This is a genomic window from Achromobacter sp. RTa (genome assembly GCF_000757485.1).
Classification (GTDB): Bacteria; Pseudomonadota; Gammaproteobacteria; order Burkholderiales; family Burkholderiaceae_B; genus Achromobacter.
In genome coordinates this window covers 69,710-94,635 of the sequence record NZ_JPYO01000042.1, presented here as the reverse complement: position 1 = coordinate 94,635, position 24,926 = coordinate 69,710, and the positions used below count along the sequence as shown (strand labels likewise).

Annotated in this window: 26 protein-coding genes; 15 read left to right on the top strand and 11 right to left on the bottom strand. The window is 67.4% G+C overall.

Annotated features, from left to right (window positions below; translation table 11 throughout):
- The first annotated feature begins 47 nt into the window (after positions 1 to 47).
- The 3 genes from phnC (at position 48) to phnE (ending at position 2,770) form a co-directional block, all read left to right on the top strand.
- Positions 48 to 884, top strand: coding sequence for a phosphonate ABC transporter ATP-binding protein (gene phnC, locus JL37_RS18095; protein WP_043545972.1), 837 nt, complete (start codon positions 48 to 50; stop codon positions 882 to 884).
- 32 nt (positions 885 to 916) lie between these two features.
- Positions 917 to 1,897: a phosphonate ABC transporter substrate-binding protein gene (gene phnD / locus JL37_RS18090; protein ID WP_043545971.1), complete on the top strand. Its 981-nt coding sequence runs from the start codon at positions 917 to 919 to the stop codon at positions 1,895 to 1,897.
- A gap of 78 nt (positions 1,898 to 1,975) precedes the next feature.
- Positions 1,976 to 2,770: a phosphonate ABC transporter, permease protein PhnE gene (gene phnE, locus JL37_RS18085; RefSeq protein WP_052097345.1), complete on the top strand. Its 795-nt coding sequence runs from the start codon at positions 1,976 to 1,978 to the stop codon at positions 2,768 to 2,770.
- A 35-nt stretch (positions 2,771 to 2,805) separates the two neighbouring features.
- Here the strand turns inward: phnE and JL37_RS18080 are convergent, their stop codons facing one another.
- The 3 genes from JL37_RS18080 to JL37_RS18070 are packed head-to-tail and all read right to left on the bottom strand — an operon-like array spanning position 2,806 to position 6,177.
- Complete coding sequence (locus JL37_RS18080) at positions 2,806 to 3,315, bottom strand: GAF domain-containing protein (protein WP_052097343.1); 510 nt, start codon at positions 3,313 to 3,315, stop codon at positions 2,806 to 2,808.
- Positions 3,312 to 4,286, bottom strand: coding sequence for a tripartite tricarboxylate transporter substrate binding protein (locus JL37_RS18075; protein WP_043545968.1), 975 nt, complete (start codon positions 4,284 to 4,286; stop codon positions 3,312 to 3,314). Before JL37_RS18075 ends, JL37_RS18080 begins: the two co-directional genes overlap by 4 nt.
- A gap of 55 nt (positions 4,287 to 4,341) precedes the next feature.
- Positions 4,342 to 6,177 (bottom strand): gamma-glutamyltransferase family protein, encoded by a 1,836-nt coding sequence (locus tag JL37_RS18070; protein ID WP_043545967.1) that lies wholly within the window; start codon positions 6,175 to 6,177, stop codon positions 4,342 to 4,344.
- 103 nt (positions 6,178 to 6,280) lie between these two features.
- Here JL37_RS18070 and JL37_RS18065 point away from each other — a divergent pair, with 103 nt between their 5' ends.
- Entirely contained in the window at positions 6,281 to 7,252 is a 972-nt protein-coding gene (locus JL37_RS18065) for a LysR family transcriptional regulator (protein WP_052097549.1), read from the top strand.
- Between the two features lie 6 nt (positions 7,253 to 7,258).
- On the opposite strand, the gene phnN is transcribed toward JL37_RS18065, so the two are convergent.
- The 4 genes from phnN to phnF form a co-directional block, all read right to left on the bottom strand.
- Positions 7,259 to 7,837: a phosphonate metabolism protein/1,5-bisphosphokinase (PRPP-forming) PhnN gene (phnN, locus tag JL37_RS18060; protein WP_043545966.1), complete on the bottom strand. Its 579-nt coding sequence runs from the start codon at positions 7,835 to 7,837 to the stop codon at positions 7,259 to 7,261.
- Positions 7,834 to 8,577 carry a DUF1045 domain-containing protein gene (locus JL37_RS18055; protein WP_043545963.1) on the bottom strand — a complete coding sequence of 248 codons (744 nt, stop codon included), beginning with the start codon at positions 8,575 to 8,577 and terminating at the stop codon, positions 7,834 to 7,836. Before JL37_RS18055 ends, phnN begins: the two co-directional genes overlap by 4 nt.
- A gap of 2 nt (positions 8,578 to 8,579) precedes the next feature.
- Positions 8,580 to 9,779 (bottom strand): alpha-D-ribose 1-methylphosphonate 5-triphosphate diphosphatase, encoded by a 1,200-nt coding sequence (locus tag JL37_RS18050; RefSeq protein ID WP_043545962.1) that lies wholly within the window; start codon positions 9,777 to 9,779, stop codon positions 8,580 to 8,582.
- A 113-nt stretch (positions 9,780 to 9,892) separates the two neighbouring features.
- Positions 9,893 to 10,615: a phosphonate metabolism transcriptional regulator PhnF gene (gene phnF, locus JL37_RS18045; RefSeq protein WP_043545961.1), complete on the bottom strand. Its 723-nt coding sequence runs from the start codon at positions 10,613 to 10,615 to the stop codon at positions 9,893 to 9,895.
- 173 nt (positions 10,616 to 10,788) lie between these two features.
- Between phnF and phnG the strand changes: the two genes are divergently transcribed.
- From phnG to JL37_RS18000, 9 genes are all read left to right on the top strand, one after another.
- The gene (phnG, locus tag JL37_RS18040) at positions 10,789 to 11,259 is read left to right on the top strand and encodes a phosphonate C-P lyase system protein PhnG (protein WP_043545960.1); all 471 of its coding nucleotides are present in this window, start codon (positions 10,789 to 10,791) and stop codon (positions 11,257 to 11,259) included.
- A gap of 1 nt (position 11,260) precedes the next feature.
- Entirely contained in the window at positions 11,261 to 11,878 is a 618-nt protein-coding gene (gene phnH, locus JL37_RS18035) for a phosphonate C-P lyase system protein PhnH (protein WP_043545959.1), read from the top strand.
- Position 11,879: 1 nt separating this feature from the next.
- Positions 11,880 to 12,995, top strand: a complete 1,116-nt coding sequence (locus JL37_RS18030; protein WP_043545958.1) for a carbon-phosphorus lyase complex subunit PhnI — start codon at positions 11,880 to 11,882, stop codon at positions 12,993 to 12,995.
- Positions 12,992 to 13,885 (top strand): alpha-D-ribose 1-methylphosphonate 5-phosphate C-P-lyase PhnJ, encoded by an 894-nt coding sequence (locus JL37_RS18025; protein ID WP_043545956.1) that lies wholly within the window; start codon positions 12,992 to 12,994, stop codon positions 13,883 to 13,885. The genes JL37_RS18030 and JL37_RS18025 overlap by 4 nt, the downstream gene beginning before the upstream one ends.
- Positions 13,882 to 14,658 carry a phosphonate C-P lyase system protein PhnK gene (gene phnK / locus JL37_RS18020; RefSeq protein ID WP_043545955.1) on the top strand — a complete coding sequence of 259 codons (777 nt, stop codon included), beginning with the start codon at positions 13,882 to 13,884 and terminating at the stop codon, positions 14,656 to 14,658. Before JL37_RS18025 ends, phnK begins: the two co-directional genes overlap by 4 nt.
- A 2-nt stretch (positions 14,659 to 14,660) precedes the next feature.
- Positions 14,661 to 15,383 carry a phosphonate C-P lyase system protein PhnL gene (gene phnL / locus JL37_RS18015; protein ID WP_043545954.1) on the top strand — a complete coding sequence of 241 codons (723 nt, stop codon included), beginning with the start codon at positions 14,661 to 14,663 and terminating at the stop codon, positions 15,381 to 15,383.
- 2 nt (positions 15,384 to 15,385) lie between these two features.
- Positions 15,386 to 16,585, top strand: a complete 1,200-nt coding sequence (locus JL37_RS18010; protein ID WP_043545953.1) for an alpha-D-ribose 1-methylphosphonate 5-triphosphate diphosphatase — start codon at positions 15,386 to 15,388, stop codon at positions 16,583 to 16,585.
- 21 nt (positions 16,586 to 16,606) lie between these two features.
- The gene (locus tag JL37_RS18005) at positions 16,607 to 17,149 is read left to right on the top strand and encodes an MOSC domain-containing protein (protein WP_043545952.1); all 543 of its coding nucleotides are present in this window, start codon (positions 16,607 to 16,609) and stop codon (positions 17,147 to 17,149) included.
- A gap of 105 nt (positions 17,150 to 17,254) precedes the next feature.
- Entirely contained in the window at positions 17,255 to 17,689 is a 435-nt protein-coding gene (locus JL37_RS18000; protein WP_043545951.1) for a hypothetical protein, read from the top strand.
- 33 nt (positions 17,690 to 17,722) lie between these two features.
- On the opposite strand, the gene JL37_RS17995 is transcribed toward JL37_RS18000, so the two are convergent.
- Together JL37_RS17995 and JL37_RS17990 are read right to left on the bottom strand one after the other, a co-directional pair.
- Positions 17,723 to 18,100: a hypothetical protein gene (locus JL37_RS17995; protein WP_043545950.1), complete on the bottom strand. Its 378-nt coding sequence runs from the start codon at positions 18,098 to 18,100 to the stop codon at positions 17,723 to 17,725.
- Positions 18,101 to 18,235: 135 nt separating this feature from the next.
- A complete protein-coding gene (locus tag JL37_RS17990; protein ID WP_052097532.1) occupies positions 18,236 to 19,537 on the bottom strand; it encodes a dicarboxylate/amino acid:cation symporter in 1,302 nt (433 codons plus the stop codon).
- Between the two features lie 310 nt (positions 19,538 to 19,847).
- Between JL37_RS17990 and JL37_RS17985 the strand changes: the two genes are divergently transcribed.
- Positions 19,848 to 20,747, top strand: coding sequence for an SMP-30/gluconolactonase/LRE family protein (locus tag JL37_RS17985; RefSeq protein ID WP_043545947.1), 900 nt, complete (start codon positions 19,848 to 19,850; stop codon positions 20,745 to 20,747).
- A gap of 41 nt (positions 20,748 to 20,788) precedes the next feature.
- Here JL37_RS17985 and JL37_RS17980 read toward each other — a convergent pair whose 3' ends face one another.
- Positions 20,789 to 22,405 (bottom strand): ABC transporter substrate-binding protein, encoded by a 1,617-nt coding sequence (locus JL37_RS17980; RefSeq protein WP_043545946.1) that lies wholly within the window; start codon positions 22,403 to 22,405, stop codon positions 20,789 to 20,791.
- Between the two features lie 166 nt (positions 22,406 to 22,571).
- Entirely contained in the window at positions 22,572 to 23,345 is a 774-nt protein-coding gene (locus JL37_RS17975) for an IclR family transcriptional regulator (protein ID WP_043545945.1), read from the bottom strand.
- Positions 23,346 to 23,573: 228 nt separating this feature from the next.
- Here JL37_RS17975 and JL37_RS17970 point away from each other — a divergent pair, with 228 nt between their 5' ends.
- The gene (locus JL37_RS17970; RefSeq protein WP_043545943.1) at positions 23,574 to 24,896 is read left to right on the top strand and encodes an ArgE/DapE family deacylase; all 1,323 of its coding nucleotides are present in this window, start codon (positions 23,574 to 23,576) and stop codon (positions 24,894 to 24,896) included.
- Positions 24,897 to 24,926 lie beyond the last annotated feature (30 nt).

The window sequence follows — 24,926 nt, the reverse complement described above, 5'->3', positions numbered from 1 at the left end:
CCGTGAAAACAGAATGCGGCAATGATCAAACCCTCGGGGATTCGACTATGACTTACGCCATCGAAGTGCAAGGGCTGAGCAAAAGCTTCCATGCGGGCGCCAAGGCGCTGGACGGCGTGGACCTGCAAGTGGCCGACGGCGAGATGGTCGCCTTGCTGGGCGCCTCGGGCTCGGGCAAGTCCACCCTGCTGCGCCATCTGGCGGGCTTCGTCGCCGGCGACGTGGGCAGCGTGGCCGTCAATGGCCGCCTGATCCAGCGCAATGGCCGCCTGAGCCGCGACGTGCGCAGCGCGCGCGCCGGCATCGGCTTCGTTTTCCAGCAGTTCAACCTGGTGGGGCGCCTGCCCGTCATCACCAACGTTCTGACCGGCCTGCTTCCGCGCGTGCCGCTGTGGCGCAGCCTGACGCGCTGGTTCCTGCGCGCCGAGGTGCGCCAGGGCCTGGACGCGCTTGCCCAGGTTGGTATAGACGACTACGCATTTCAGCGGGCTTCCACGCTGTCCGGCGGGCAGCAGCAGCGCGCGGCCATCGCCCGCACGCTGGTGCAGAACGCCCGCGTCATCCTGGCCGACGAGCCCATCGCATCGCTGGATCCGGAGTCGTCGCGCCGCGTGATGGACACGCTGGCCCATATCAACCGCAGCCGCAAGGTGGCGGTGGTGGTGTCGCTGCACCAGGTCGACGTCGCGCTGCGCTACTGCCCGCGCGTGGTGGCGCTGCGCCATGGCAAGGTGGTTTACGACGGTCCGTCGGCGGCCCTGACCCCGCCAATGCTGCGCGAACTGTATGGCGCCGACCTGGGCGAACTGCTCCCCGAATACGAGACGCAGGCGCCAGCAGCGCCGGGCGTCGCGTCCCTGTCCCAACTGGCGCATGCCGCCTGATTTTCCGCCCCTTTCCTCCCCGGAGCCCTTCCATGCTACGCAGAACCTTTTTCACCCTGATCGCCGCCGCGGCCCTGTCCACTCAGGCCTACGCCCAGGAAGCCAAGACGCTGAACTTCGGCATCATCTCGACGGAATCGTCGACCAACCTGAAGTCGGTGTGGCAGCCCGTCATCGATGACCTGAGCCGCGCCATCGGCGCGCCGGTCAAGCCGTTCTTCGCGTCCGACTACGCCGGCATCATCGAGGGCATGCGCTTCAACAAGGTGCAGCTGGGCTGGTTCGGCAACAAGTCCGCGATCGAGGCGGTGGACCGCGCGCAGGGCGAAGTGTTCGCGTCCGTCATCGACAAGGACGGCAATCCGGGCTATTGGTCGCTGCTGATCGTCAACAAGGACAGCGACCTGAAGACCCTGGACGACGTGCTCAAGCGCGGCGGCAAGCTGAGCTATGGCGCCGGCGACCCCAACTCCACTTCGGGCACCGCCGTTCCCGGCTACTACCTGTGGGCCGCCAACAAGATCGAGCCCAAGACCTTCTTCAAGACGGTGCGCGCCAGCAACCACGAAACCAATCTGCTGTCGGTCATCAACAAGCAGGTGGATGTCGCCGTCAACAACACCGAGGCGCTGGAGCGCTATCGCCTGAACACGGGCAAGGACGCCAACGACAGCGTGCGCGTGCTGTGGAAGTCGCCCCTGATCCCGGCGGATCCGCTCGTCATGCGCACCGACCTGCCCGCCGACCTGAAGGTCCGAATCCGCGACTTCTTCGTGAACTACGGCAAGGGCAAGGACGCCGAGCGCGAACTGGCCAACCTGAAGGCGCTGACCTACCAGGGCTTCCGCGCCTCGGACAACCAGCAACTGGTTCCCATCCGCCAGATCGAGCTGGCGCGCGAGAAGGCCAAGGTTGAAGCCGACTCCACCCTGGGCCAGGCCGAAAAGCAGAAGCAGCTGGCCGATCTCGACAGCAAGCTGGCCAGCCTGGGCAAGCCGTCCGCCAAGCAGTAGGCACGGCTTGCGCCGGCGCGTCGCCCGACGCGCCGGCGTCCGCGCAATCGCAACCTTCCACCCCTATCGTCCGTCTCTATGAACCCAGCCATGCAGACCTCCCGCCTTCCCTCCGCGCCGCGCTCGTCGCTGCCGGTCCTCCTCGTCTGGGCCGTCGTGCTGGCGTTGCTCGTCATGTCGTGGAAGGGCGCGGACATGCGGCCTTTGGACCTGCTGCGCGACTCGGGCAACATGGCCCAGTTCGCGGCGGACTTCTTCCCGCCGAACTTCCGCGATTGGCGCATGTACCTCGACGAGATGGTCGTGACCGTGCAGATCGCCGTTTGGGGCACGTTTCTTGCCATCGTGGTCGCGGTGCCCTTGGGCTTGCTGTGCTCGTCGAACATGGTGCCGGCCTGGGTCTACCAGCCCATGCGCCGGCTGATGGACGCCTGCCGCGCCATCAACGAGATGGTGTTCGCCATGTTGTTCATCGTGGCGGTGGGCCTGGGGCCCTTCGCCGGCGTGCTGGCGCTGTGGGTGCATACGACCGGCGTGCTCGCCAAGCTGTTCTCGGAAGCGGTCGAGGCGATCGACCCGCGCCCGGTCGAAGGGGTGCGCGCAACCGGCGCGAACGCGCTGGAGGAAATCGTCTACGGCGTGATCCCGCAGGTGCTGCCGTTGTGGATTTCGTACTCGCTGTACCGCTTCGAGTCGAATGTGCGCTCGGCCTCCGTCGTCGGCATCGTGGGCGCAGGCGGGATCGGAACCGTGCTGTGGGAGATCATCCGCAGCTTCCGCTACGCGGAGACCTGCGCCGTCATGATCATCATCGTCGCCTTCGTCGTGGTGATCGACATGATGTCCTCGCGGATCCGCAGCGCGCTTATCTGAGCGCGAAGGCGCCGGGGCTTGGGGCCCCGGCGGCATCATTGTTGCCGCAGCAGTTCCTGGAAGGCCGGCAGCGCCAGCAGCCCCGCCAGGCGCGCGGCATGGACGTCGGCGTCCGAAACCTCGGCGCGCGGCATCAGGAAATTGACGGTGCCCAGGCAGGCCTCGCCATAGACCACCGGCACGTTGATGACGGACCGCAGCCCCAGTTCGCGGATCGCGCCGTGGTCGTCGAAGAATTCACGGATCGCGTCCTCGCCTTCGCCCACGAACACGCGCCGTTCCTGCAGGACGTGGCGGCCCCAGGCCGTGCCGGCCTTGTCCTTGCTGCCGCCGGGCGGGTAGGCCTCGGGATTGGAGCTGTACAGCCGCACGACCCGCATGGCGCCGGCGTCATAGCGGTTGATCGTGCACAAGGCATGCGCCAGCGAGGCGTGCGCGTAGCCGTCTATGGCGCGGAAGGCGGCGGCCGGGTCGGCGGCGGCGTAGGCCAGGGCGATGGCCTGCACCGCGCCCAGCGCCGCGGCCGGGGAGGAAGCTGCATTCATTCGGCCGTGATTCCCAGTTCTTTGATCAGCTTGCCGTATTTGTCGGCGTCGCGCGCCAGGATCTGGTCGAACTGCTCGGGCGTGGTCTCGGTCAGCAGCACGCCCATGTCGGCCATTTTCTTGATGACCTCGGGACGCTTGAGGATAAGGTTGATCTCGCGATTCAGCCGGGCGGTCAGTTCCGGCGGCATGCCGGCCGGGCCGAACGCGCCATACCAGACCGACAATTCATAGCCGGGCAGGGTTTCCGCCACGGTGGGCACGTCGGGCAGCAGGGGCGAGCGCGCCTCTTCGGTGACGGCCAGCAGCTTGAGCTTGCCCGTCTGCACGTGCGGCAGCGTTTGCGTGCCGGCGCTGAACAGCACCTGCGTGCGGCCGGCCACCGTGTCCATGACCGCCGGCGCGCCGCCGCGGTAGGGGATGTGGGTCATCTTCACGCCGGCGGCTTTTTCGAAGAGCACGGCGCTGAGATGGTTGGTCGAGCCCTGGCCCGCCGACGCATAGGTCACGGTGTCCGGATGCTCCTTCAGGTAGGCGATGAATTCCTTGACGTTGGCGGCGGGCACGGACGGGTGCACCACCATGGTGTTGGTGACCAGCGCGAGTTCGGCGATGGGCGTGAAGTCCTTCACGCCGTCGAACGGCATGTTGGAATAGAGCGCCTGGTTCATCGTGTGCGTGCTCATGGAGCCCACGAGCAGCGTATAGCCGTCGGGCTTGGCGCGGGCGACGAAGGTGGTGCCGATGTTGCCGGACGCGCCTGAACGGTTCTCGACGATGACGGACTGGCCGAGAGACTGGGTAAGTCCTTCGGACAGCACGCGCGCCAGGATGTCCGTGGAACCTCCCGCGGCCCAGGGCACGATCAGCGTGATGGGCTTCTCGGGCCAGGCGGCGTGGGAGGCGGCGGGCGCGGCCAGCGCCAGGCCCAGGGCGCATGCGCGCAGCAGTCGTTTGAATCGCAGTGTCATGGTTGGTACCCCTTGTGCAAATGCCGGTCTGTACGCCGGCTGGAACGAAACAGGTTTATCTGCCGACGGCATACCCTTGCATACCGCGCGGATTGGCTCCGGCGCGCAGCAGCAGGCCGCCGCCGGCGGCGGGTTCCCGCGTGCAGGCGCTGATGCGGCCTTCCGACCAGTCGGGCCCCACCTTGACCTCGTGGCCGGCGGCGCGCAGCGCGTCCAGCGTGGCCGCGGGCATGCGCGACTCCACCGTCAGCCGGTTCAGGGTTTGCGCGCGGGGCCAGAACGATCCTGGGAAGTGATCGATGTGCCAGGAGGGCGCGTCGATGGCTTCCTGCAGGTTCATCCCCATGGCGTGGCGCAGGAAGAACGCCACCGTCCACTGGTCCTGCTGGTCGCCGCCGGGCGTGCCGAAGGCCATGTAAGGCTGGCCGTCGCGCAAGGCCAGACCTGGAGACAGCGTCGTGCACGGCCGCTTCCCGGGCTGCAGCTGCCCTGGCACGCCGTCGTCCAGCCAGGTCATCTGCAGGCGGGTGGTGAGCGGGAAGCCGAGCCCCGGCACGACGGGGCTGGACGACAGCCAGCCGCCCGATGGCGTCGCGGCCACCATGTTGCCGTCGCGGTCGATGACGTCGATCTGGCAGGTGTCTCCCACGAATAGTTCGCGCGCGGCCCATTCCGAGACCGGCGGCAGCGCCGCGAAGGTCGGTTCGCCGACGCCGAAGCGGGTGTCGGAAGCCGCCAGGGTGCGGACCGCGGCGTCCAGGTCCGGCAGCAGGGGAGCGCGGCCGCCCGGGCTGCCGGGCTGCAGCACGCGCGAGGCGAGTTCGCCGATGCCGGCCGCGCGCGAGCGGGCGTAGGCGTCGCTCAGCAATTCCGCCAGCGGCACCTGCACGAAGTCGGGGTCGCCGTACCAGGCGCAGCGATCGGCGAACGCCAGCTTGGCGGCTTCGGCGACGCGATGCACGAAGGCCGGGGACAACGGGTCCAGCCCGTCCAGGCCCAGGTGGCGCAGCATGGCCAGCTGTTGCAGATGGACCGGGCCTTGCGACCAGACGCCGCATTTGGCCACCGTGTAGCGGCCGTAATCCACGGTCAGGGGATCGTCGTAGGTGGCGCGCCAGTCCGCCAGGTCCGATTTGCGCAGCAGGCCGCGGTTGCGTTGGCCGGTAGTGTCGCGCACCGCCTCGCCGCTGTAGTAGGCGTCGATCCGGTCGGCGACGAAGCCGCGGTACCAGGCGTCCAGCGCGGCGTCGATGCGGCCGCGGCGGTCGGTGCTGGCGGCATGGGCTTCGTCCAGCAGGCGGGTATAGGTGGCTGCGATCGCGGGTGTGCGGAACAGGGTGTCGGGGGCCGGCACTCGGCCGCCGGGCAGCCAGACATCGCGCGAACTGGTCCATTCGTCGCGGAACAGCGCCTGCACGGCAAGAATGGCCTGGGAGACGCGCGGCACCAGCGGAAAGCCATTGCGCGCATAGTCGATGGCCGGGCGCAGCACGTCGGACAGCTCCCAGGTGCCATAGTCGCGCAGCAGGGTCAGCCAGGCGCCGAAGGCGCCGGGCACGGTGGCGGGCAACAAGCCGATGCCGGGCACCAGGTCCACGCCCAGGCTGCGGAAATAGGCTGGCGTGGCCAGGGCGGGCGCGGGGCCCTGGCCACACAGGGCGCGCATGCGCTGCTCGCGTTCGCTCCAGAACAGGATGGGCACTTCGCCGCCGGGGCCGTTCAGGTGGGGTTCCACGATCTGCAGCGTGAATCCGCCGGCCACGGCCGCGTCATAGGCATTGCCGCCGCGCTCCAGCACGCTCATGGCGACTTGCGAGGCGAGCCAGTGGGTGGAGGAAACCACGCCGAACGTGCCGCGTATTTCGGGGCGGGTGGTGAAGGAGGCGCTCATGGTGCGATACCGGGCAGGGGGATGCCTGCAGTATAGGATCGTGAAATAACTGGTTTTATGTTTGTTGGCATAATTCAATAACCAACTGGTTATGGAGAAGTTCGTGAACTGGGATGCGGCCCGCCTTGCCAATCGCTTGAAGCATCGCCACCTGGCGCTGCTGCTCAATATCGCCAGGCACGGATCGCTGACGCGCGTGGCCGCCGCCACCGGCATCAGCCAGCCGGCGGTCACGAAGGCCCTGGCGGAGCTCGAGGACATCTTCGGAGCCCCGCTGTTCATGCGCACGGGGCGGGGCCTGCAGCCCACTTCCCTGGGCAGCCTGGCGCTGGTGCGCGCGCGCCATATGCTGAGCGACCTGGACCTGTGGGCCCGTGAGGTCGAGGCCCTGCATGCGGGCCGTTCGGCGCACCTGCACGTGGGCGTGGTGCCGTACGTATCCAGCGCCTTGCTGACGGCGGCGATCAGCCGGCTGCACCAGCGCCACGGCGTGACGCTGAGCCTGCACCGCGCCACGACCGACCACCTCGTTCCGATGCTGCGCCAGCATGAGCTGGACTGCATCATCAGCCGCGCCACGCCGATGGCGGCGCAAGAGGACCTCATCCACCGCGCGCTGTACCGCCAGCGGCCGCGATTGATCGCGCACGGCAGGCTGGCCCAGCGGCTGGCGAGGCGCCGGCCGGACTGGGCGGCGGTGGCGGCGATGGACTGGGTGCTGCCGGCGGCCAATACCCCCACGCGGCAGCTGATCGTGGAGCATTTCATCCGCGAAGAGCTCAGCCCTCCGTCTCCCGTGCTGGAGGCCTACTCCACGGACGTGATCGAAGGAATGCTGACCATGAACGAGACCTTCGTGTCCGTGGTGCCCGAGGAAATCGCGCGCGAACTGTGCCAGCGGGGCAAGCTGGGAATGGTGCCGTGGGACTTCGGCTGGGAGCTGCCGCCGATCAACCTGATCCGCCGCAAGCGCGAGCAGCCGCTGGCGGCCGAGGCATATTTTTCCGACATCCTGCTGGACCTTTGCGGCGACGCGGCCGCGCCGTGGGGCGATGGCGCGGCCGGACCGGATTGAATCGCGTTAGGCGGCGAGTTTCGCGCGCGCGATGTCCAGCAGCGCGGCGGCGGCCGTTTCGGGCGCGGCGTCGTTGCTGACCCGCATCAGCCGGCACCGTTGCGGCACCGGGAAGGCCTGCGTCGCGCGCGAGAGCCGTTGCGCGATCTGCTCCGCGTTTTCGCGGCCGCGTCCCGCAAGCCTGCGGGCGAGCAGGGCGGGGTCGACGGTGATCTCCACCGCGGTCAGGTCCGGATAGCGGGCATGGGCCTGTTCCAGGTGCGCGCGCGATCCATTGATGATGACCGCCGCGCCGCAGGATAGCCAGGCGTCTATCTCGATGCCGATGCCATAGTGCAGGCCATGGCTGCTCCAGCGCAGCGCGAAGCAGCCCAGCGCTGCGCGGCGGCCGAATTCGTCATCGGTCAGGCGCAGCGCGTCTTCGCTGGCGCCGCTGTCGCGGGTGATGTAGCGATGCGCCACCAGCACGGGCTCGTCGCCGCGCAGGTGGGTGCGCAGCAGGCGCAGCAGCGTGTCCTTGCCGCTGCCAGAGGCGCCCATCAGATAGATCAGGCGCGCGCCGCCGGCGGGAGCGTAGGCGTTCATGCGGCGTCAGGCCCTTGCAGGTAGGCTGCGCCGGCGGCGTCCGCCACCGTGCCGTCGAAACGGTAGTGCCGCGCCGCCACGAAGTCGGCGCCAGGCGTGGCCTGCACGTAGACGCTGACGCCCGGAACTTCCATCGCCTGTCCGCGCAGCGGATCGGCGAAGGCCGCGATGCCGGCCCGCGCCTGCGCCAATGCCTCGCCTTCGAGCCTGCCCGTCAGCGTGATGTGGAACGTGTACGTATCGAACACATAGGGATAGCCCCAGCGCGCCAGCATGGCCTGCTGCGCGGGCGTGAGGGATTGCGGCTGGCGGCGCGCGGTTTCCTCGGGCGTGGGAGGGGCGCGCAGGGGATCCAGTCCGCGCACGGCCGCGTCGGCCAGGGCCTGGATGCGGGCCTGGCCGGCCGTGTCGGCGTCCGCGATGCGCCAGGCCAGGAAACCCCGCAGCGTCTCGCATTCCAGCTCCACCTTGAACGGGCTGCCGCCTGCGGCCAGCCGGCGCGCGGCAGCGTCCACCTCCAGAGGGCTCGCGCCGGGACGCAGGCGGAAGGGCGGCTTCAGGGTCGCATGCAGGCCATAGTGGCGGGGCGCCTGCGTCCATTCGCGGGGGAATTCAGCCCGGCCGGGCAACGGGGCCAGCGCCTGGCCGGTATCGGCGCAGCGGCCCAGCCAGCGGCTGCCGTGTTCGCGCCATGGGCCGGTGGGCGCCAGGTACAGGGCGTAGCGATGGGCAAGAGCCATGGTCAGGCCGCCATGAGCTGGTCGAGGCTGTCGCCGAACGCGCGGCTGGCGTAGCGCAACTCGCCGCCGACGATGGCCGCGCACACCCGGGGCAGCCCGGGCACCTGGTCGTCCACCACGATCGCGTCGGCGATCAGGCCTGGCGCCAGGGCGCCGCGATCCTTGAGGCCGGCGGCTCGCGCGGGATTCAGCGACACCAGGTTCCAGGCCTGCGCCAGAGGCAGCACGCCGTCGGCGGCGAGTTTCAGGGCGGCGGCGAGCGGGGCGGGATAGTAGTAGTCGGAGGTCAGGACGTCGCACAGGCCGGCGCGGACCATCTCCGTGGCGCTGGGGGCGCCGGTGTGGCTGCCGCCGCGCACGACGTTGGGCGCGCCGAATACCACGGAATTGCCCAGGTCGCGCGCAACGCCGGCGGCGTCGCGGGTCAAGGGGAACTCCGCCACGCCGCAGCCCAGCTGGTGGTAGTACCGGCGCGTGGCCGCATCCGGATCGTCGTGCGACGCCACCCGCAGGCCGGCATCCCGCGCGCAGGCGGTCAGCTCGCGCATGGCATCGGCCACCGAATCCGCCGCGGCCATGGCGGCGCGGATGCGGTCCTGGAACACGTCCAGATCGCATTCCGCGCGGTTGGCGTACTGCATGAGCTTGCGGTCGTCGCCCAGGCGGCGGGCCATGCTGGGCAGGTGGTCGTTGAGCGCCAGGAAGCGGACGCGCCCGTTGCGTATCCATTGCTGGGCGATGTCCAGGCCGCCCACGTGGTGCGTCTCGAAGCGCAGGTGCACGTAATGCCGCGCGCCCATGATGGGATGCATTTTCTCCAGGGCGTCGAACATGCGCTCGGCGTAGCCTTCACCGCGCAATCCGCCCTCCCAGGAGAGCGTGACGCCATGGAACTCCGTGGTGATGCCGTTGGCCAGCAACTGGCGGTCCACGTCGAACAGGGCGCCCTCGTAGGGGAAGGTCACGCTGGGCCGGGGCATGATGGCGCGTTCGAAGGCATCGCCGTGCAGGTCCACGATGCCGGGCAGCACCAGCAGGTCTCCGGCGTCGAACCACGATGCGCCCCGCGGCGTGGCGGCGGCGGAGTCATCTATCAGCCCTCCGTGGAAGCGCAGGCTGGCGTGTTGGACGCCGCGCGGCGTCAGGATGCGCTGGCCTGTGACACCGGCCAGGGGCGAGGGGGCTTGTGTGCGTGTGTTCATGGTGCGACGTTAGCGGGATTGCATTACAACCAGATGTCTAGATGAGTTGGCGCAGCCTGGGACGGTCTTGCAACGCCGCCGAGCCGGAACGCGGGTGGCGACGCGTTTTCCGCTCAGCTTTCGTCCGTCACCATCAACTGCACCAGATCGCCCACGAAGCGGGCGATGCTGTACTGCAGGGGGGCGCCGTCCTGGTCCACGTTCAGCGCCTCGACCTGGAGGATGGGCCGGGTCTTGGGCTGGCCCAGCATGCGGGCGATCTCGGGCGAGGGCAGGACGGCGGTGATGCGCGACCACTTGCGCGTGTAGTCGCCGATGCCATAGTGCGCGTAGACCTTGGATATGGAACGCATGGCCGTCAGCCGCTCGGCGAAATCGGGGAAACGCTTTTCGTCGAAGTAGTGCTCCGACGTGCTGATGGGGCGGTTCTCGGCTTTGCCGACGATCTGCACGCGCAGCAGGGCGGCGCTGCGGGCCAGCCCCAGATGCTTGGCGATTTCGGCCGCGCGCAGAGACTGGCTGCCCAGCACCTCCTGGTGGCCCAGCATGCCCTGGCTGCGCAGGTTTTCGGAAAAACGCGTGCGCTTGCCGATGGCATAGTCGATGGCGTGTTCCTGGACGAAGGTGCCGCGCCCCTGTTCGATCCTGACCAGGCCGCTTTGCTCGAGCTCGCCCATGGCGCGCCGTATCGTGTGGCGGTTGACCGAGAACTTGGCGGCAAGCTCGGGTTCGGACGGCAGTTGTTCTCCCGCCGCGTAGAGCTTGTTGCGGATGTCGTCCGCAAGCGATTCGCCGATCTGCCGCCAGACGGCGATTCCTGAACCTCTTTCAACCATGGGGTGCGCTCGTGCTGTCATATCCGCTCATCAAGAATGGCCCCGATTGTGCCCGATGCCGCGCCTGCCGGAAAGACGCCCGTGGCTGTCATCAAAAATTCACGCCAGGCTGTTGAACTTGCATTTCGAAGCGATCATACTCCATCCGGTCGTCTAGACGTTTAGAGGAAAAAATGGATCACCCACAGGCAGGACAGGCAGCAGCCGGCGCCCGGCGCGCGGCCTGGATGCGCGTGCTGGCGCTGGCGGAGCCGGGCGAGCTGGATGGCGCGTTCTGCGCATTGGCCGGCGTCCCCGCGCATCAGACAGTGCGGCCGGCCCAGACCGGCATGGCCATGGTGCGGGCCCGCAGCGGCGGCACCGGCGCCCGGTTCAACCTGGGCGAAATGACCGTGACACGTTGCGCGGTGACGATGGGCGAAGGCGTGGTCGGCGTGGCCTATGTGCAGGGCCGCTCGCTGCGCCACGCGGAGCAGGCGGCCGTGGCCGACGCCTTGCTGCAGCTGCCGGAATGGCATGAGACGGTGCAGACGCGGCTCATCGAGCCGCTGGCGCGTCTGCATGCCGAAAAGGTCGAGCGCCAGGCCCGGGTGGCGGCGCAGACCAAGGTGGAGTTTTTCACGATGGTGCGAGGCGAGGACTGATATGGAACCGCAAATCATCGCCGCCGCGGCCTCGGGCCGGGCGCTGCTTCCCGGCTTCGCGGACCCCGTCGACGACGCGCAGGCCACGTTCAGGGCCGCGCTGAATGCGCTGGCCCATCCGGGCCGGGTATACGAGATATTGGCCGGCAGCGGCGTGCCGGCAGGCCTGTCGCCGGCCATGACCGCCCTGTTGCTGACGTTGGTGGACGTGGACACCCCGCTTTGGCTGCCGGACTCGGTAGGCGCGGACACGCTCGCCTTCCTGCGCTTTCACTGCGGCTGCCCCATCGTGCCTTCGCCTTCGCTGGCCCGCTTCGCAGCGACGCCCGCCGGCTTCGCCGCGCCCGCGCTGTCGTCCTGCCACCAGGGCGATCCCGCCTATCCAGACCAATCGACCACGTTGCTGATCGAGGTCGAATCCCTGGACTCCGGCCCCCAGGCCGTCCTGAGCGGCCCGGGCATCCAGACGCGGCAGACGCTGGCCGCGGCCGGGCTGCCGGAGGGGTTCTGGCGCGAATGGCGCATCAATCACCAACGGTTCCCGCTTGGAGTCGACGTCTTCCTGACGCACGGCCGGCGGATTTGCGGGCTGCCGCGCAGCACGCGACTGGAGAGCTGATATGTACGTAGCCGTAAAAGGAGGCGAGCGCGCCATCCTCAATTCCTACCGCATGCTGGACGACTACCGGCGCGGCGACCGCGAGATTCCCGAACTGAGCCTGGACCAGATCCGCGAACAGATGCCGCTGGCCGTGTCCCGCGTCATGGCCGAAGGCTCGCTCTACGATCCGCAGCTGGCGGCGCTTGCCCTCAAGCAGGCGGCCGGCGATGTGATCGAGGCCGTGTTTCTGCTGCGCGCCTACCGCACGACCTTGTCGCGCTATGGCTACACGCAGCCGATCGACACGGGCCGCATGCGCCTGCAGCGCCGGATCTCCTCGACGTTCAAGGACGTGCCCGGTGGCCAGATCCTGGGTCCGACCTACGATTACACCCAGCGCCTGCTGGACTTTTCGTTGCTGGCGCAGCGCGAGGCCGACGCGCTGCCCGCGGGCGAGGAGGCGCTGGACAGCGCCATGCCGCGCGTCACGGACCTGCTGGCGCAAGACGAGCTGATCGACGCCGAGCCGGTTCCCGAAGGCGATCCCGAACCTTTCGACCTGACTCGCCAGCCGTTGGATTTTCCTGCGTCGCGCGCCGCTCGCCTGCAGAACCTCGCGCGCGCCGACGAGGGCTTCCTGCTGTCGATGGGCTATTCCACGCAACGCGGTTACGGCAACACGCACCCGTTCGCGGCCGAGATCCGTTACGGCTCGCTGGAAGTGGAGATGCATATCGAGGAGCTGGGCTTCGCCGTTACGGTGGGCGAGATCGAGGTCACCGAATGCCAGATGGTGAGCCAGTTCGCGGGCAACGCCAAGGAAGGCCCGAAGTTCACCCGCGGCTACGGGCTGACGTTCGGCTATGGCGAACGCAAGTCCATGTCGATGGCATTGGTAGACCGCGCCCTGAAGGCCGATGAACTGGGCGAACGCGCCGACTCCCCGGCCAACGACCACGAGTTCGTGCTGTACCACAGCGACAACGTCGAGGCATCGGGCTTCGTGCAGCACTTGAAGCTGCCGCATTACGTGGACTTCCAGGCCAACCTGGAACTGCTGCGCCGCATGCGCGCCGAGCGGCGCGCGCCCGAGGCGGCCCGCAACGAACTGATGGACGAGGCGGTTTCCCCATGACGACGCAACACGCAACGGTCGAACGCGACAACCACTACAACTTCGCCTACCTGGACGAATCCACCAAGCGCATGCTGCGCCGCGCTCTGCTCAAGGCGGTGGCCATTCCCGGCTACCAGGTGCCGTTCGGCAGCCGCGAAATGCCGCTGCCCTATGGCTGGGGCACGGGCGGGATCCAGGTCACCGCCTCCATCATCGGGCGCGACGACGTGCTCAAGGTAATCGACCAGGGCTCCGACGACACGACCAACGCCATCAACATCCGCCGCTTCTTCGGTCGCGTCACGGGCGTGGCGACGACGGAATCCACGCGCGCCGCCACGATCGTGCAGACGCGCCACCGCGTGCCCGAGACGCCGCTCTCGGAAGGGCAGGTCATGGTGTTCCAGGTGCCGATACCGGAACCGCTGCGCTGGCTTGAGCCCAGCGAAACCGAAACGCGCACCATGCACGCGCTGGCCGAGTACGGCGGCATGCACGTCAAGCTGTACGAAGACATCGCGCAGCACGGCCATATCGCCACCACGTACGACTATCCCGTCATCGTGAACGACCGCTACATGATGCGGCCCTCGCCGATCCCGAAGTTCGACAACCCCAAACTGGACGGCAGCCCCGCGCTGATGCTGTTCGGCGCGGGCCGCGAGAAGCGCGTCTATGCGGTGCCGCCCTACACCCGCGTGAAGAGCCTGGATTTCGAAGACCATCCTTTCCGGGTAGAGACCTGGACCGAGTGCTGCGATCTGTGCGGATCGCGCGACAGCTACCTGGACGAAATCATCCTGGACGACGCGGGCTCGCGCCGCTACGTCTGCTCGGACACCGAATACTGCAACGATCGCCAGGCGCGGCAGCGCCCCGGCCAATCCCCGAACGAGGCCGCAGCATGAACGCCCAACCCTTGCTTTCCGTGCGGAACATGACGCGCACCTGGGACGGCGTGCATGGCTGCCGCAACGTCAGCTTCGATCTCTATCCCGGCGAAGTGCTATGCGTGGTCGGCGAGTCCGGCTCCGGCAAGAGCACGCTGCTGTCGGCGGTGTCCTACCAGACCCGGCCGGACGCGGGCAGCGTGTGGTACGACACGCGTGACCAGGGCTTCACGGACCTGGCGGCGCTGCAGGGCGCGCGCCTGCGCCTGCTGTCTCGCACCGATTGGGGCTTCGTGCGGCAGAACGCCCGGGATGGCCTGCGCATGCAGGTCAGCGCCGGCGCCAACATCGCGGAGCGCCTCATGGCGGTGGGGGACCGCCACTACGGCGACCTGCGCCGGGTGGCGGGGAACTGGCTGCAGAAGATGGAGATCGACGCCGGTCGCCTGGACGACACGCCCGTATCGTTCTCAGGCGGCATGCAGCAGCGCCTGCAGATCGCCCGCAACCTCGTGACGCATCCTCGCCTGGTATTCATGGACGAACCCACCGCGTCGCTCGACGTATCGGTGCAGGCGCGCCTGCTGGACCTGCTGCGCCAGCTGGTGACAGACCTGGGCCTGGCCGCCATCGTCGTGACCCACGACCTGGCCGTGGCGCGCCTGCTGGCGCACCGGACCCTGGTCATGCGCGGCGGCGAGGTCGTGGAAAGCGGGCTGACCGACCAGATCCTCGACGATCCGCAACACCCCTACACCCAATTGCTGGTGTCCTCCATTTTGCAGAGCTGACCATGCGCGCAACGATTCCCATGATCGAGGTGCGGGGCCTCGGAAAAATGTTCACCCTGCATAACCAGGGCGGCATGCGGCTGCCGGTGCTGGAGGCGGTCGACTTCGACGCCTCGGCCGGAGACTGCCTGGTGCTGGCGGGGCCGTCCGGCACCGGCAAGAGCACGCTGCTGCGCTGCCTCTACGGCAATTACCTCGCGACCGAAGGCAGCATCCGCGTGCGCGCCGGGGACGAATGGATCGAGCTGGTGGGCGCGCCGGAGCAGCGCGTCCTGGCCTTGCGGCGCGACGTGATCGGCTATGTCAGCCAGTTCCTGCGGGTGATTCCGCGCGTGGCGGCGTTGGACGTGGTGGCGGAGCCGCTGCGGGCGTCCGGCCTGGATGCGGAGGAGGCCCGCGCCCGGGCCGCCGCGCTGCTGCAGCGTCTGAACGTGCCGGCCCGTCTCTGGGGCCTGGCCCCGGCCACCTTCTCCGGCGGCGAACAGCAGCGCGTGAACATCGCGCGCGGCTTCATCGCCCGCCATCCCATCCTGCTGCTGGATGAGCCCACGGCTTCGCTGGATGCCGACAACCGCAAGGTGGTGATCGAGCTGATCCACGAGGCCCGCGCCCAGGGCCGCTGCCTGCTGGGAATCTTCCACGATGAGGAAGTGCGCGACGCCGTCGCCACCCAGACCCTCACGCTGCGCCCCGCGCTGGCGGCCACGGCCGATATGGAGACCTGATCATGCAAAGCACCTACCTCACCCATGCCCGCGTGGTGATGCCCGATCGCGTCCTGGAGGACAGCGCCGTGCTGATCGACGACGGCCGCATCGTCGCGATCGAGCCGGCCGGCGCGAGCGCCGACCGCGAAATCGACCTTGGCGGCCAGACCCTGCTGCCAGGCCTGATCGACCTGCATAGCGATGCAATCGAGAAAGAAGCCGAGCCGCGCTCCCGCGTGCTGTTTCCGCTGGACTTCGCCGTGGCGCAGGTGGACCGCCGCAACGCCGCGGCGGGTATCACCACTCCTTATCACGCGCTGTCGTTCGCCAATAGCGAGTGGGGCGTGCGCAACAACCAGACGGCGGCGGAAGTGGTGCGCACGGTGCGCGCGTTCCGCCGGCACAGCCTGGTCGACAACCGCGTGCACTGCCGGTATGAAGTCACCGACGCGACGTCCGTGGACGTGCTGCGCGCCTTGATGGACGAGGGCGCGGTGGACTTGCTGTCCGTGATGGATCATTCGCCGGGCCAGGGGCAGTTCAAGACCCTGGAGTCCTATCTGCAATACATGATGGGCAACCACGCGATGAGCCGCGAACAGGCGGAGGAGGCCGCGGAGGCCAAGACCCGCGCGAAGGACGGCGCTGTGGAGCGGGTGGAGGCGCTGCTGTCGCACGCGCGGGCGCTGGGCATCCCGACGGCCAGCCATGACGACGATTCGATCCACCGCATCGCCACCATGCGCAACCTGGGCGTGGCGATGAGCGAATTCCCCATCACGCTGGATACCGCGCGCGCCGCCGTGTCCTGCGGCCTGCCCACCATCCTGGGCGCGCCCAATGTGCTGCGCGGCCAGAGCCAGAGCGGCTCCATGCGCGCGATCGATGCCGTCCGCGCGGGCGTGGCGAGCTGCCTTTGCTCCGATTACCAGCCATCCACGCTGATCGCCGCCGCCTTCGCGGTGGCGGCGCAGACCGACCTGACGCTGTCGCAGGCCGCCGCGCTGGTCACGCTGAACCCGGCGCAGGCCTGCGGCCTGGCGGACCGCGGCCGCATCGCGCCGGGCATGCGCGCGGACCTGGTGGCGGTGGCGCAAGTGGGCGGCCAGCCCTTGATCAGCCACACCTGGTCGGCGGGCCGCCTGGTATTCTCGGCGCACTACCCGCCCCTGCGCGTGGCCGAAGCCCGGATGGCCGAGCCGCAGGGCCTGGCGGCCTGAGGCGATTCCAGGAGAACCGTGATGCATCCCATCGTGACCGCCGTGGCGCGCAGCGCGGCCCACTCGTTCAGTAAACCGGTCGTGCCGGCGATCTGGCTGCTGGAGGGGCTGGGCGTCGAGGGCGACGCCCACCTCGGCGTGACCGTCAAGCACCGCTCCCGCGTCAAGGCGGATCCGACGCAGCCCAATCTGCGGCAGGTGCACCTGATCCAGGGCGAGCTGCACGACGAGCTTCAGCTCGCCGGCTTCAACGTGGCGGAAGGCACGATGGGCGAAAACATCACTACCCGAGGCATCGACCTGCTGGGCCTGCCCCGGGGCGCGCGGCTGCACATCGGCGCGGCCGCGGTCGTGGAGATCACCGGCCTGCGCAATCCCTGCGCGCAGCTGGACAACTATCAGAAGGGCCTGACCGCCGCCGTGCTCGGCCGCCACCCCGACGGCAGCCTGATGCGCCGGGCGGGCGTCATGGGCATCGTGATCGAAGGCGGCGAGGTGCGGGCGGGCGATTCCATCCGCATCGCGCTGCCCGCGCTTCCGCACCTGCCGCTGGAGCGTGTCTGAAATATCCCGGCCACGCGCGGACGCCGCGCCGCGCATCTGGTTAAATGGCGGCAAGAGCGCTGCCGCGATTTCCCGCGGGCGGCGCCCCTTTTTCCGGAGCGCGTAATGGCACGAATCAACTTCACCCAGGATCTCGAAGAACCCGATCTGTGGGCGGCCGAAAATGTCGCCGCCGGCGAGGGGCGTCCCCCCATCCACGTCATGGTCCAGACCGACGGCGAGGAACCGGGCGGCGGCGCCTCCAAGGTGGTCAAGGCCATTATCGACAACCTTGACGAGCAGATCCTCGCCGCCGCGGATTTCCTGCTCGACAACTATTCCTACGAACACTACAAAAAGCTCGGTCTGGACGACAACCAGCTGCTGCAAGAGGAAACCGCCGAAGCCATGGCGGAAAAGGCCGTGCTGCGCGCCTTGTGGCTGTTCGACGAGGACGGCGACGGCTACGAACTCTGGTTCACGCTGCCCTGGGATCCGGTGCACACCTACGACGTCGAGTTCGAGGACGGCGCGCCGGTGTCCTGCTCAGTGAACGACTGACGCCGGCCAGGCTGCCCGGAGCGCGGGCAGGCCCTAGCGGGCCAGCTCGAAGCGGGTGGCCCGGGCCTGGCCCAATGAATCGTCATAGCGGTACCGCAGCTTCAGGGCCTGGCCCTTGTGCACGGCCCCGGCGCCGGCATTGGCCAGCGTCACGTCGATCTCGCGGTCGATGAATTCGGTGCAATCGGTATCGGCGCGGGCGCCGTCGGGGATGTCCGCGTTGCGGACCCTGAGCCTGAACATGAGCTGGGTGATTTCCGTGCCGTCGATGCGGTATTGCCGCAACTGTATCGGCAGGTTGGCCACTGTGCCGCCGAGGTCGCAGGAAATGCGAGTCCAGGCGTGCGAGGCGGGCGCGGCGGCGGTCAATGCGATGGCCGCCAGGGTGCAGCGCAGGCGTTTGGAGATCATGGCTTGCGGGCGGCGCGCGGAGCGCTGGCAGGGCGCGCCGGTAAGTCGGGCAAAGGGCTTATATGTTGCTCCCGGCGATTTCACCGGTCAAGGCGGAGCACCCCCAATGAAAACGGGCCTTGCGGCCCGTTTTTTTTACGCGCGCTGGTTGGCGGGCTGGCCCGCCGGGCCCTCGTCCGGCGCATCGCCAACCGGCTCGCCGGCGGGAATTTCCTGTTCGCCTTCCAGCTTCGAGATGACGGCGGTGGCCAGGCTGTTGCCCACGACGTTGGTGGCCGTGCGGCCCATGTCGAAGAACTGGTCGATGCCCATGATCAGCAGCAGGCCGCCTTCTGGCAGATGGAACATCGGCAGCGTCGCCGCCACGACGACCAGCGAGGCGCGAGCCACGCCGGCCATGCCCTTGCTGGTCACCATCAGCACCAGCAGCAGCGTCAGCTGCTGCGTGAGGCTCATCTGGATGTTGTAGGCCTGGGCGATGAACAGCACCGCGAAGGACTGGTACATCATCGAGCCGTCCAGGTTGAAGGAATAGCCCAGGGGCAGGACGAAGCCCGAGATGCGCTTGGGCACGCCGAAGCGCGTAAGCGCCTCGATCGTCTTGGGATAGGCTGATTCGCTGCTGGCCGTCGAGAAGGCGAGCAGCGTGGGTTCCTTGATCAGGCCGCCCAGGCGGAAAGTGGACTTGCCCAGGAACAGGTACCCGACCATGAACAGGACCGCCCACAGCAGCGCCAGCCCCAGGTAGAACTCGCCGATCAGCTTGCCATAGCTGACCAGCACGCCCAGCCCTTCGGTCGTGATCGCGGCGGCCATGGCGGCGAAAACGCCGACCGGCGCGAAGCGCATGACGTAATCGGTCACCCGGAACATGATCTTTGCCAGTTCGTCGATCAGGTTGTAGAGGGTGTGGTGGCCCTTGCCGCGGATGAACGACAGCGCGGCGCCGAAGAACAGCGAGAACACCAGGATCTGTAGTATCTCGTTGTTGGACATGGCCTCCGCGATGCTCTGGGGGAACACGTGCGTGATAAAGGCCTTCAGCGTGAAATCGCCCGTCTTCAGTCCGGAAGAGGCGTTGATGTCCGGCAGCGCCATGTTCATGTGCGCGCCCGGCTGGAAGAGGTTGACCAGCGCCAGGCCCAGCAGGAGCGAGATGGCCGAGGCGGCGATGAACCAGATCATCGCCCGCATGCCGATGCGGCCCACGGCGCTGGCGTCGCTCATGCTGGCCAGGCCGGTCACCAGGGTGGCGAAGACCAGCGGCGCGATGATCATCTTGATCATGCGCAGGAAGATGTGGGTGAGGAGGCTGAAGTACGAGGCGATATGCGCCGCCTCCTGTTCATTCTGCGCGTACTTGTTGCAGAAATAGCCCACCACGATGCCCAGCACCATGGCGATGCCGATATAACGCGTCAGCTTCTTAGTGTTCATGATCAAAACGGAAAAACGGCGACCCTTTGCCTGGCCCCGCGGGGGCCGGGTCCGCCGGCACGGGGCGGGCAAGCGGGTCCAATGACAGACATGCCAGGGCGGTCCCGAAAATTGCGGGTTTACCCTTGGGGCGCGATGTTAACGCCGCGAACCTGACAGGCAGTTGTCAGCAAGGCGCGCATGGGGGGCGCGTCGGGGCCGATGCCCGGCGGACAGGCCGCTGGCGCGTTTGTATCAATTTGGAACTGCGGCGCAGCCGCGCTCCGCATGCCAGAATTGGCCGCCGGAGACAAAAAAAGGAGACCAGGCAATGCTGAAACGCGAATTGTCCGTGCTGGCGTCCGGATACACCTATCTGGAGGGGCTGCGCTGGCACGAGGACCGCCTGTGGGCGTCGGACTTCTATACCGAACAGGTCATCGCCGTGGACCTGGACGGCAAGGTCGAGCAAATCTGCCAGGTGCCGCAGCAGCCCTCCGGGCTGGGTTGGCTGCCGGACGGCCGCTTGCTCATTGCCTCAATGAAAGACCGCAGGCTGCTGCGCCGGGAGCCGGACGGCACGCTGGCCACGCACGCGGACCTGTCCGCCCTGGCGGGCGGCCACGTCAACGACATGGTGGTCGATGCACAGGGCCGGGCCTACGTGGGCAACTTCGGCTTCGACATCATGGCCGGCGCGCCGGTACGCAATACGGGGATCGTGCGGGTGGACCCCGACGGCTCTGCCCGGGTCGTGGCCGACGGGCTGTGTTTTCCCAACGGTTCCTTCATTACGCCGGACGGCAAGACCATGATCGTCAACGAAACCTTCGCCAACCGCATTTCCCAATTCGACATCCTGGCCGACGGCGGCCTGGGTCCGCGCCGGGACTGGGCCAATTTCGGCGCACTGCCGGACAGCGACGACCTGGGCGTCCTGATCGCGGCGTCCGCCATCGGGCCCGACGGCGGCGCGCTGGACGCGGAAGGGGCGCTGTGGGTGGCCGACGCCATCGGCAAGCGCATCGTCCGCGTGGCGCGCGGCGGCAAGATACTTGAGCAGATCGACACTGGCGAATTCGGGATTTTCGCGGCCGCCCTGGGCGGGCCGGACGGCCGCAGCCTGTTCATGGCGGCGGCGCCGGACTTCATCGAAGCGAACCGCCGGGCCAGGCCCGAGGGCCGGATCCTGATGACGCGGGTGGACGTGCCCCACGCGGGCAGGCCTTAGGTCTACGGAGCGCCGCGCGCGGCGCCCACGGCCGGGTCGCGCTACTTGGATTCCATCCAGGCGTCGGCGTATGTGTCCACGGCGCCCAGGCCCGTGGTGATGGCGCCGTGCACACGCTTGTCCAGGAAAGTGGAATAGTTGGTATCGTCGATCCACGCCAGCGGCACCTCTTCCGCCAGGATCTGCTGCACTTCCGTGTACAGGCGCTGGCGCTCCTCGTCGGTGGGAGCGGTGGCTGCCTGGTCGAACAGCTCGTCCACCTTGGGGTTGCGGTACTGCGAGGTATTGGTGAACGCCAGGCCCTTCTTTATGTTGCTGCTGACGTAGGTGCGCGACACGCCTATAGCCGGGTCGCCGTACTGGAACACGCCGTTGTAGGCCATGTCGAAATCCCAGTTGCCCATGCGCGTCGTCCAGCCTCCGACGTCGGTGTTTTCGATGTCGATGGCGATGCCGACCTTGCCCAGGCTTTGCTTGGTGTATTCCGCGATGCGGCGCTGCATTTCGCCATAGGGGTTGGGGATAAGGCCCAGCTTCACGCGCACGCCTTTCGCATCGGGCTTCAGGCCCATCTCGTCCAGCAGGGCGATGGCCTTCTTGGGGTCATACGGATACTGCTTGATGTTGGCGTCGTAGAAACGCGTATTGCGGTGGAACGGTCCGGTGGAGACCGTGCCCATGCCGAACATGATGCGCTTGGCGATGAACTCGCGGTCGATGGCGTACATCACGGCCTGGCGGAACCGCTTGTCGTCCATCGGCTTGCGCGCTTCGTTCATTTCGATCCAGTGCAGCGTGGACCAGTATTCGTAGCCTTTCTGCGTGACGTTGATGTGAGCCAGCTTGGAGACGCGCGGGATATCGAAGGGTTCGATGTCCTGCAGCCAGGCTTGCTGTACCGTGCGTTGCTCCAGCGCCAGCCGGCGCGAAGCGGCGTCCGGGATCACCCGGTAGGTGATGCCATCCAGGTAGGGGCGGCCTTCCTTCCAGTAGTGCTCGTTCTTGACCAGCTCGATGTACGAGCCGCGTTCCCAGCGCTTGAACTTGAACGGGCCCGTGCCGATCGGCGCGTTGTTGTGCGGATTCTGCGCCAGGGGCGTGTCCACGTCGTACAGGTGCTTGGGCAGGATGACGCCGCCGCCGATATCGAAGGCATACAGAAAGGCCGAATAGCGCTCCTTCAGGCGGAAGACAACCGTGTGTTCGTCGGGCGCGGTGATGTTCTGGATATAGCGCATGAGCGAACGCGTGCGCGGCGTGTTGGCCAGGATCTTGGTGTAGGAGAACACGACGTCCGCCGACGTGAAGGGCTTGCCGTCATGCCATTGCGCATTGGGTTGCAGGTGGAACGTGTAGGTGAGCTGGTCGGGGGACACGTCCCAGGACTTCGCCAGGCTGGGCTGTGGCTTCAGGTCGAAGGAATAGGTCAGCAGGCTTTCATAGATTTTGCCGGCCACCATTTGCGTGGTGCCTACTTGCTGCATCGCCACGTTCAAGTTGGGTGGCTCGGGATTCAGGATGGCGGTCAGGACGCCGCCGTACTGAGGCTGGGCGCCGGACGGGGATGCGGGGGCGGCAGCGCCGGCGGGAAATGCGGTGATCGCGGCGGCGGCCAGCAACCCTTGCACGAGGGCGCGGCGGACGATATTGCACTTCAAGGCAAACCTCCTTGGACGGCGGCGCTCTGGCCTGCCAGGGGCCGCCATTTGTTAAATCTTAAGTATCAAATATTGATACTTAAGAATCCAAGTGGATTATGGTGCAGCAGCGAACGCGGCTGCGCAAGGCGACCGGCGCTAGGGATTACCCCTGGGAAGAGACGGTTCAGTTGCGGTTCGGACGGCCGCTCAAGGCGCGTGCGGCTGAGATGGCCAGCGAGCTGAATCGTTGCGAAAAAGAGTCCAGCGTCCATTCGGCCAGCAGGCCGGAGATGTGGATGGCGGCCTGGGGGCGGCCGCTGTGATCGACGACCGCGCTGGCCAGCACGATCTCCCCCACCATGCTTTCTTCCAGGCAGATGGCGTAGCCCTGTATGCGGGCTTCCCGCACGCGCTCGCGTATCCGTTCCGGATCGGTGATGGTTTTGGGCGTCAGGGGCCGCAGATCGCTGCGCGCCAGGATGTCGTCGACCTCCGCGTCCGGCAGGTGCGACATGATGGCGCGGCCGCCCGAGGAGGAGAACGTGGGCATGCGCCGGCCGACCAGCGTGGCGTAGAAGGTCTGGCGCTTGGTCTGTCGCCGCAGCGCATAGACGATGCTCAGATCGTCGAACAGGCTCAGGTCGACGCGTTCCCCGCATTCCTGCTGCAGCTGTTCCAGGATCGGCGTCGCGCGCTCCAGCAAGGGATGGCCGCGCAGGAAGTCGAAGGTCCGGTCCAGGATCTTCTTGCCCAGCACGTAGCCGCGCTGGTTGCTGCCCCGTTCCAGGTAACCCAGCGCCACGAGGGTATGCAGCATCCGCTGGGTCGAGCTGCGATCCAGCCCCGACAGTTCCGTTAGTTCGTTCAGGCTGAGCGGCCCGGGGTGGTTGGAGAAAGCCTCCAGGATGCCGAAGCCTTTCGCCAGGGATTGGTTGAACCGGGTCTCGGTCGTGGCCATCTTGATTACTCCAATTTTTCTTGGTCTTTGCGGCGCGCGGCGGTTTGCGCCGGCCAGGCGGATACGCAATGTAGCGGCAAGCGATTTTCCGCAGGCCTAGGGAAATCACTCATGGCGGTTGCCTTGTCCCGCGTATTCGCGAACTCTATCATGGCAAATATAGATATCTAAGTATCAAATATTGATACTTATGATTTTCATAATTTCAACCTCGATAAGGAAAGCGCAATGAGTGCCGTCGCAGCAGCCAGCCTGGGCCAGGACCGTATCGCCGAAGCCGTGGGGAATCTTCGCCAGTACATGACCGACACGCTGACCGGATTCGTGCAGTGCCGCAGCCTGCCGGGCCAGGAAACTTCCGCCGCCGAGTTCCTGGAAGGCGCGCTGTCCGACCTGGGGCTGGAATCCGAGCGCATCGCGCTTCGCACCGAGGAACTCAAGAATCTGCCGCTCTACTCGCCGGCCTGCTGCCCCGACGGCGGCCGCTACAACGTCCTGGCGCGCCACGAACCGCGCGGCCAGGGCGGACGGGCCGTGCTGTTCAACGGCCACCTGGACGTCGTGCCCACCGGTCCGCACGAACTCTGGGATCCGGCGCCGTTCGACGGCGAACTGCGCGACGGCTGGCTGTATGGGAGGGGCGCGGGCGACATGAAGGCAGGCATCGTGTGCGCGCTGGCGGCATTCAAGGCGTTGCGCGACCTGGGCGTGCAGCCCGCCGGGGCGGTAGGCTTCAACGGCGTCCTGGAAGAGGAAAACACCGGCAACGGCACGCTCGCCACCGTGTCGGCGCTGCAAAGCGCCATCGCGGCGGCCAAGCTCAGCGCGTTCGACGCAGTCGTGATCCCCGAGCCCACCCATGAACGCATGATGAGCGCGCAGCTGGGCGTGTTCTGGATGTACGTGGACATCGTGGGCCGGCCCGCGCATGCGGCCTACATGACCACCGGCGTCAACCCGGTCGAAACCGGCCTGCGCATCGTAGATGCGATGAAGCAGCTGGAGCACGAATGGAACCTGCCCGAGAACCGGCACCCCGCCTATCGCGAGCACCAGCATCCGATCAATTTCAATCTGGGCCAGATCCACGCCGGCGACTGGAACTCGTCGGTGCCCAGCGTCTGCACGCTGGGCATGCGCATCGCGTGCTATCCGGATATGACCATCGACGCCGCCAAGCAACTGGTGGAAGCGCGCATCCGTGCCGTCGAAGCGGGACTGACCGACAGCGACGTGCGCATCGATATCCGCTACGAAGGATTCCATGCGCCGGGTTGCGAGTACGACCTTGACGTGCCCGCCATGCAATTGCTGGCCGACGCCCACTGCCGCGTCGCCGGCGAACCTCCCCTGCCGACCGCGCTGACGGCCACCACCGACGGACGCCATTTCCGGCTGATGATGGACGTGCCGGTGACCTGCTACGGCCCCAAGGTGCAGAACGTGCATGGCTTCAACGAATGCGTATCGGTGGACAGCATGGTGCGCGTCGCGACTTCGCTGGCGCTGTTCATCCACGACTGGTGCGGCGTCGAGCCGCTGCAGGCCTGACCCCGTCCACCGCCCAATTTTCCATACGGA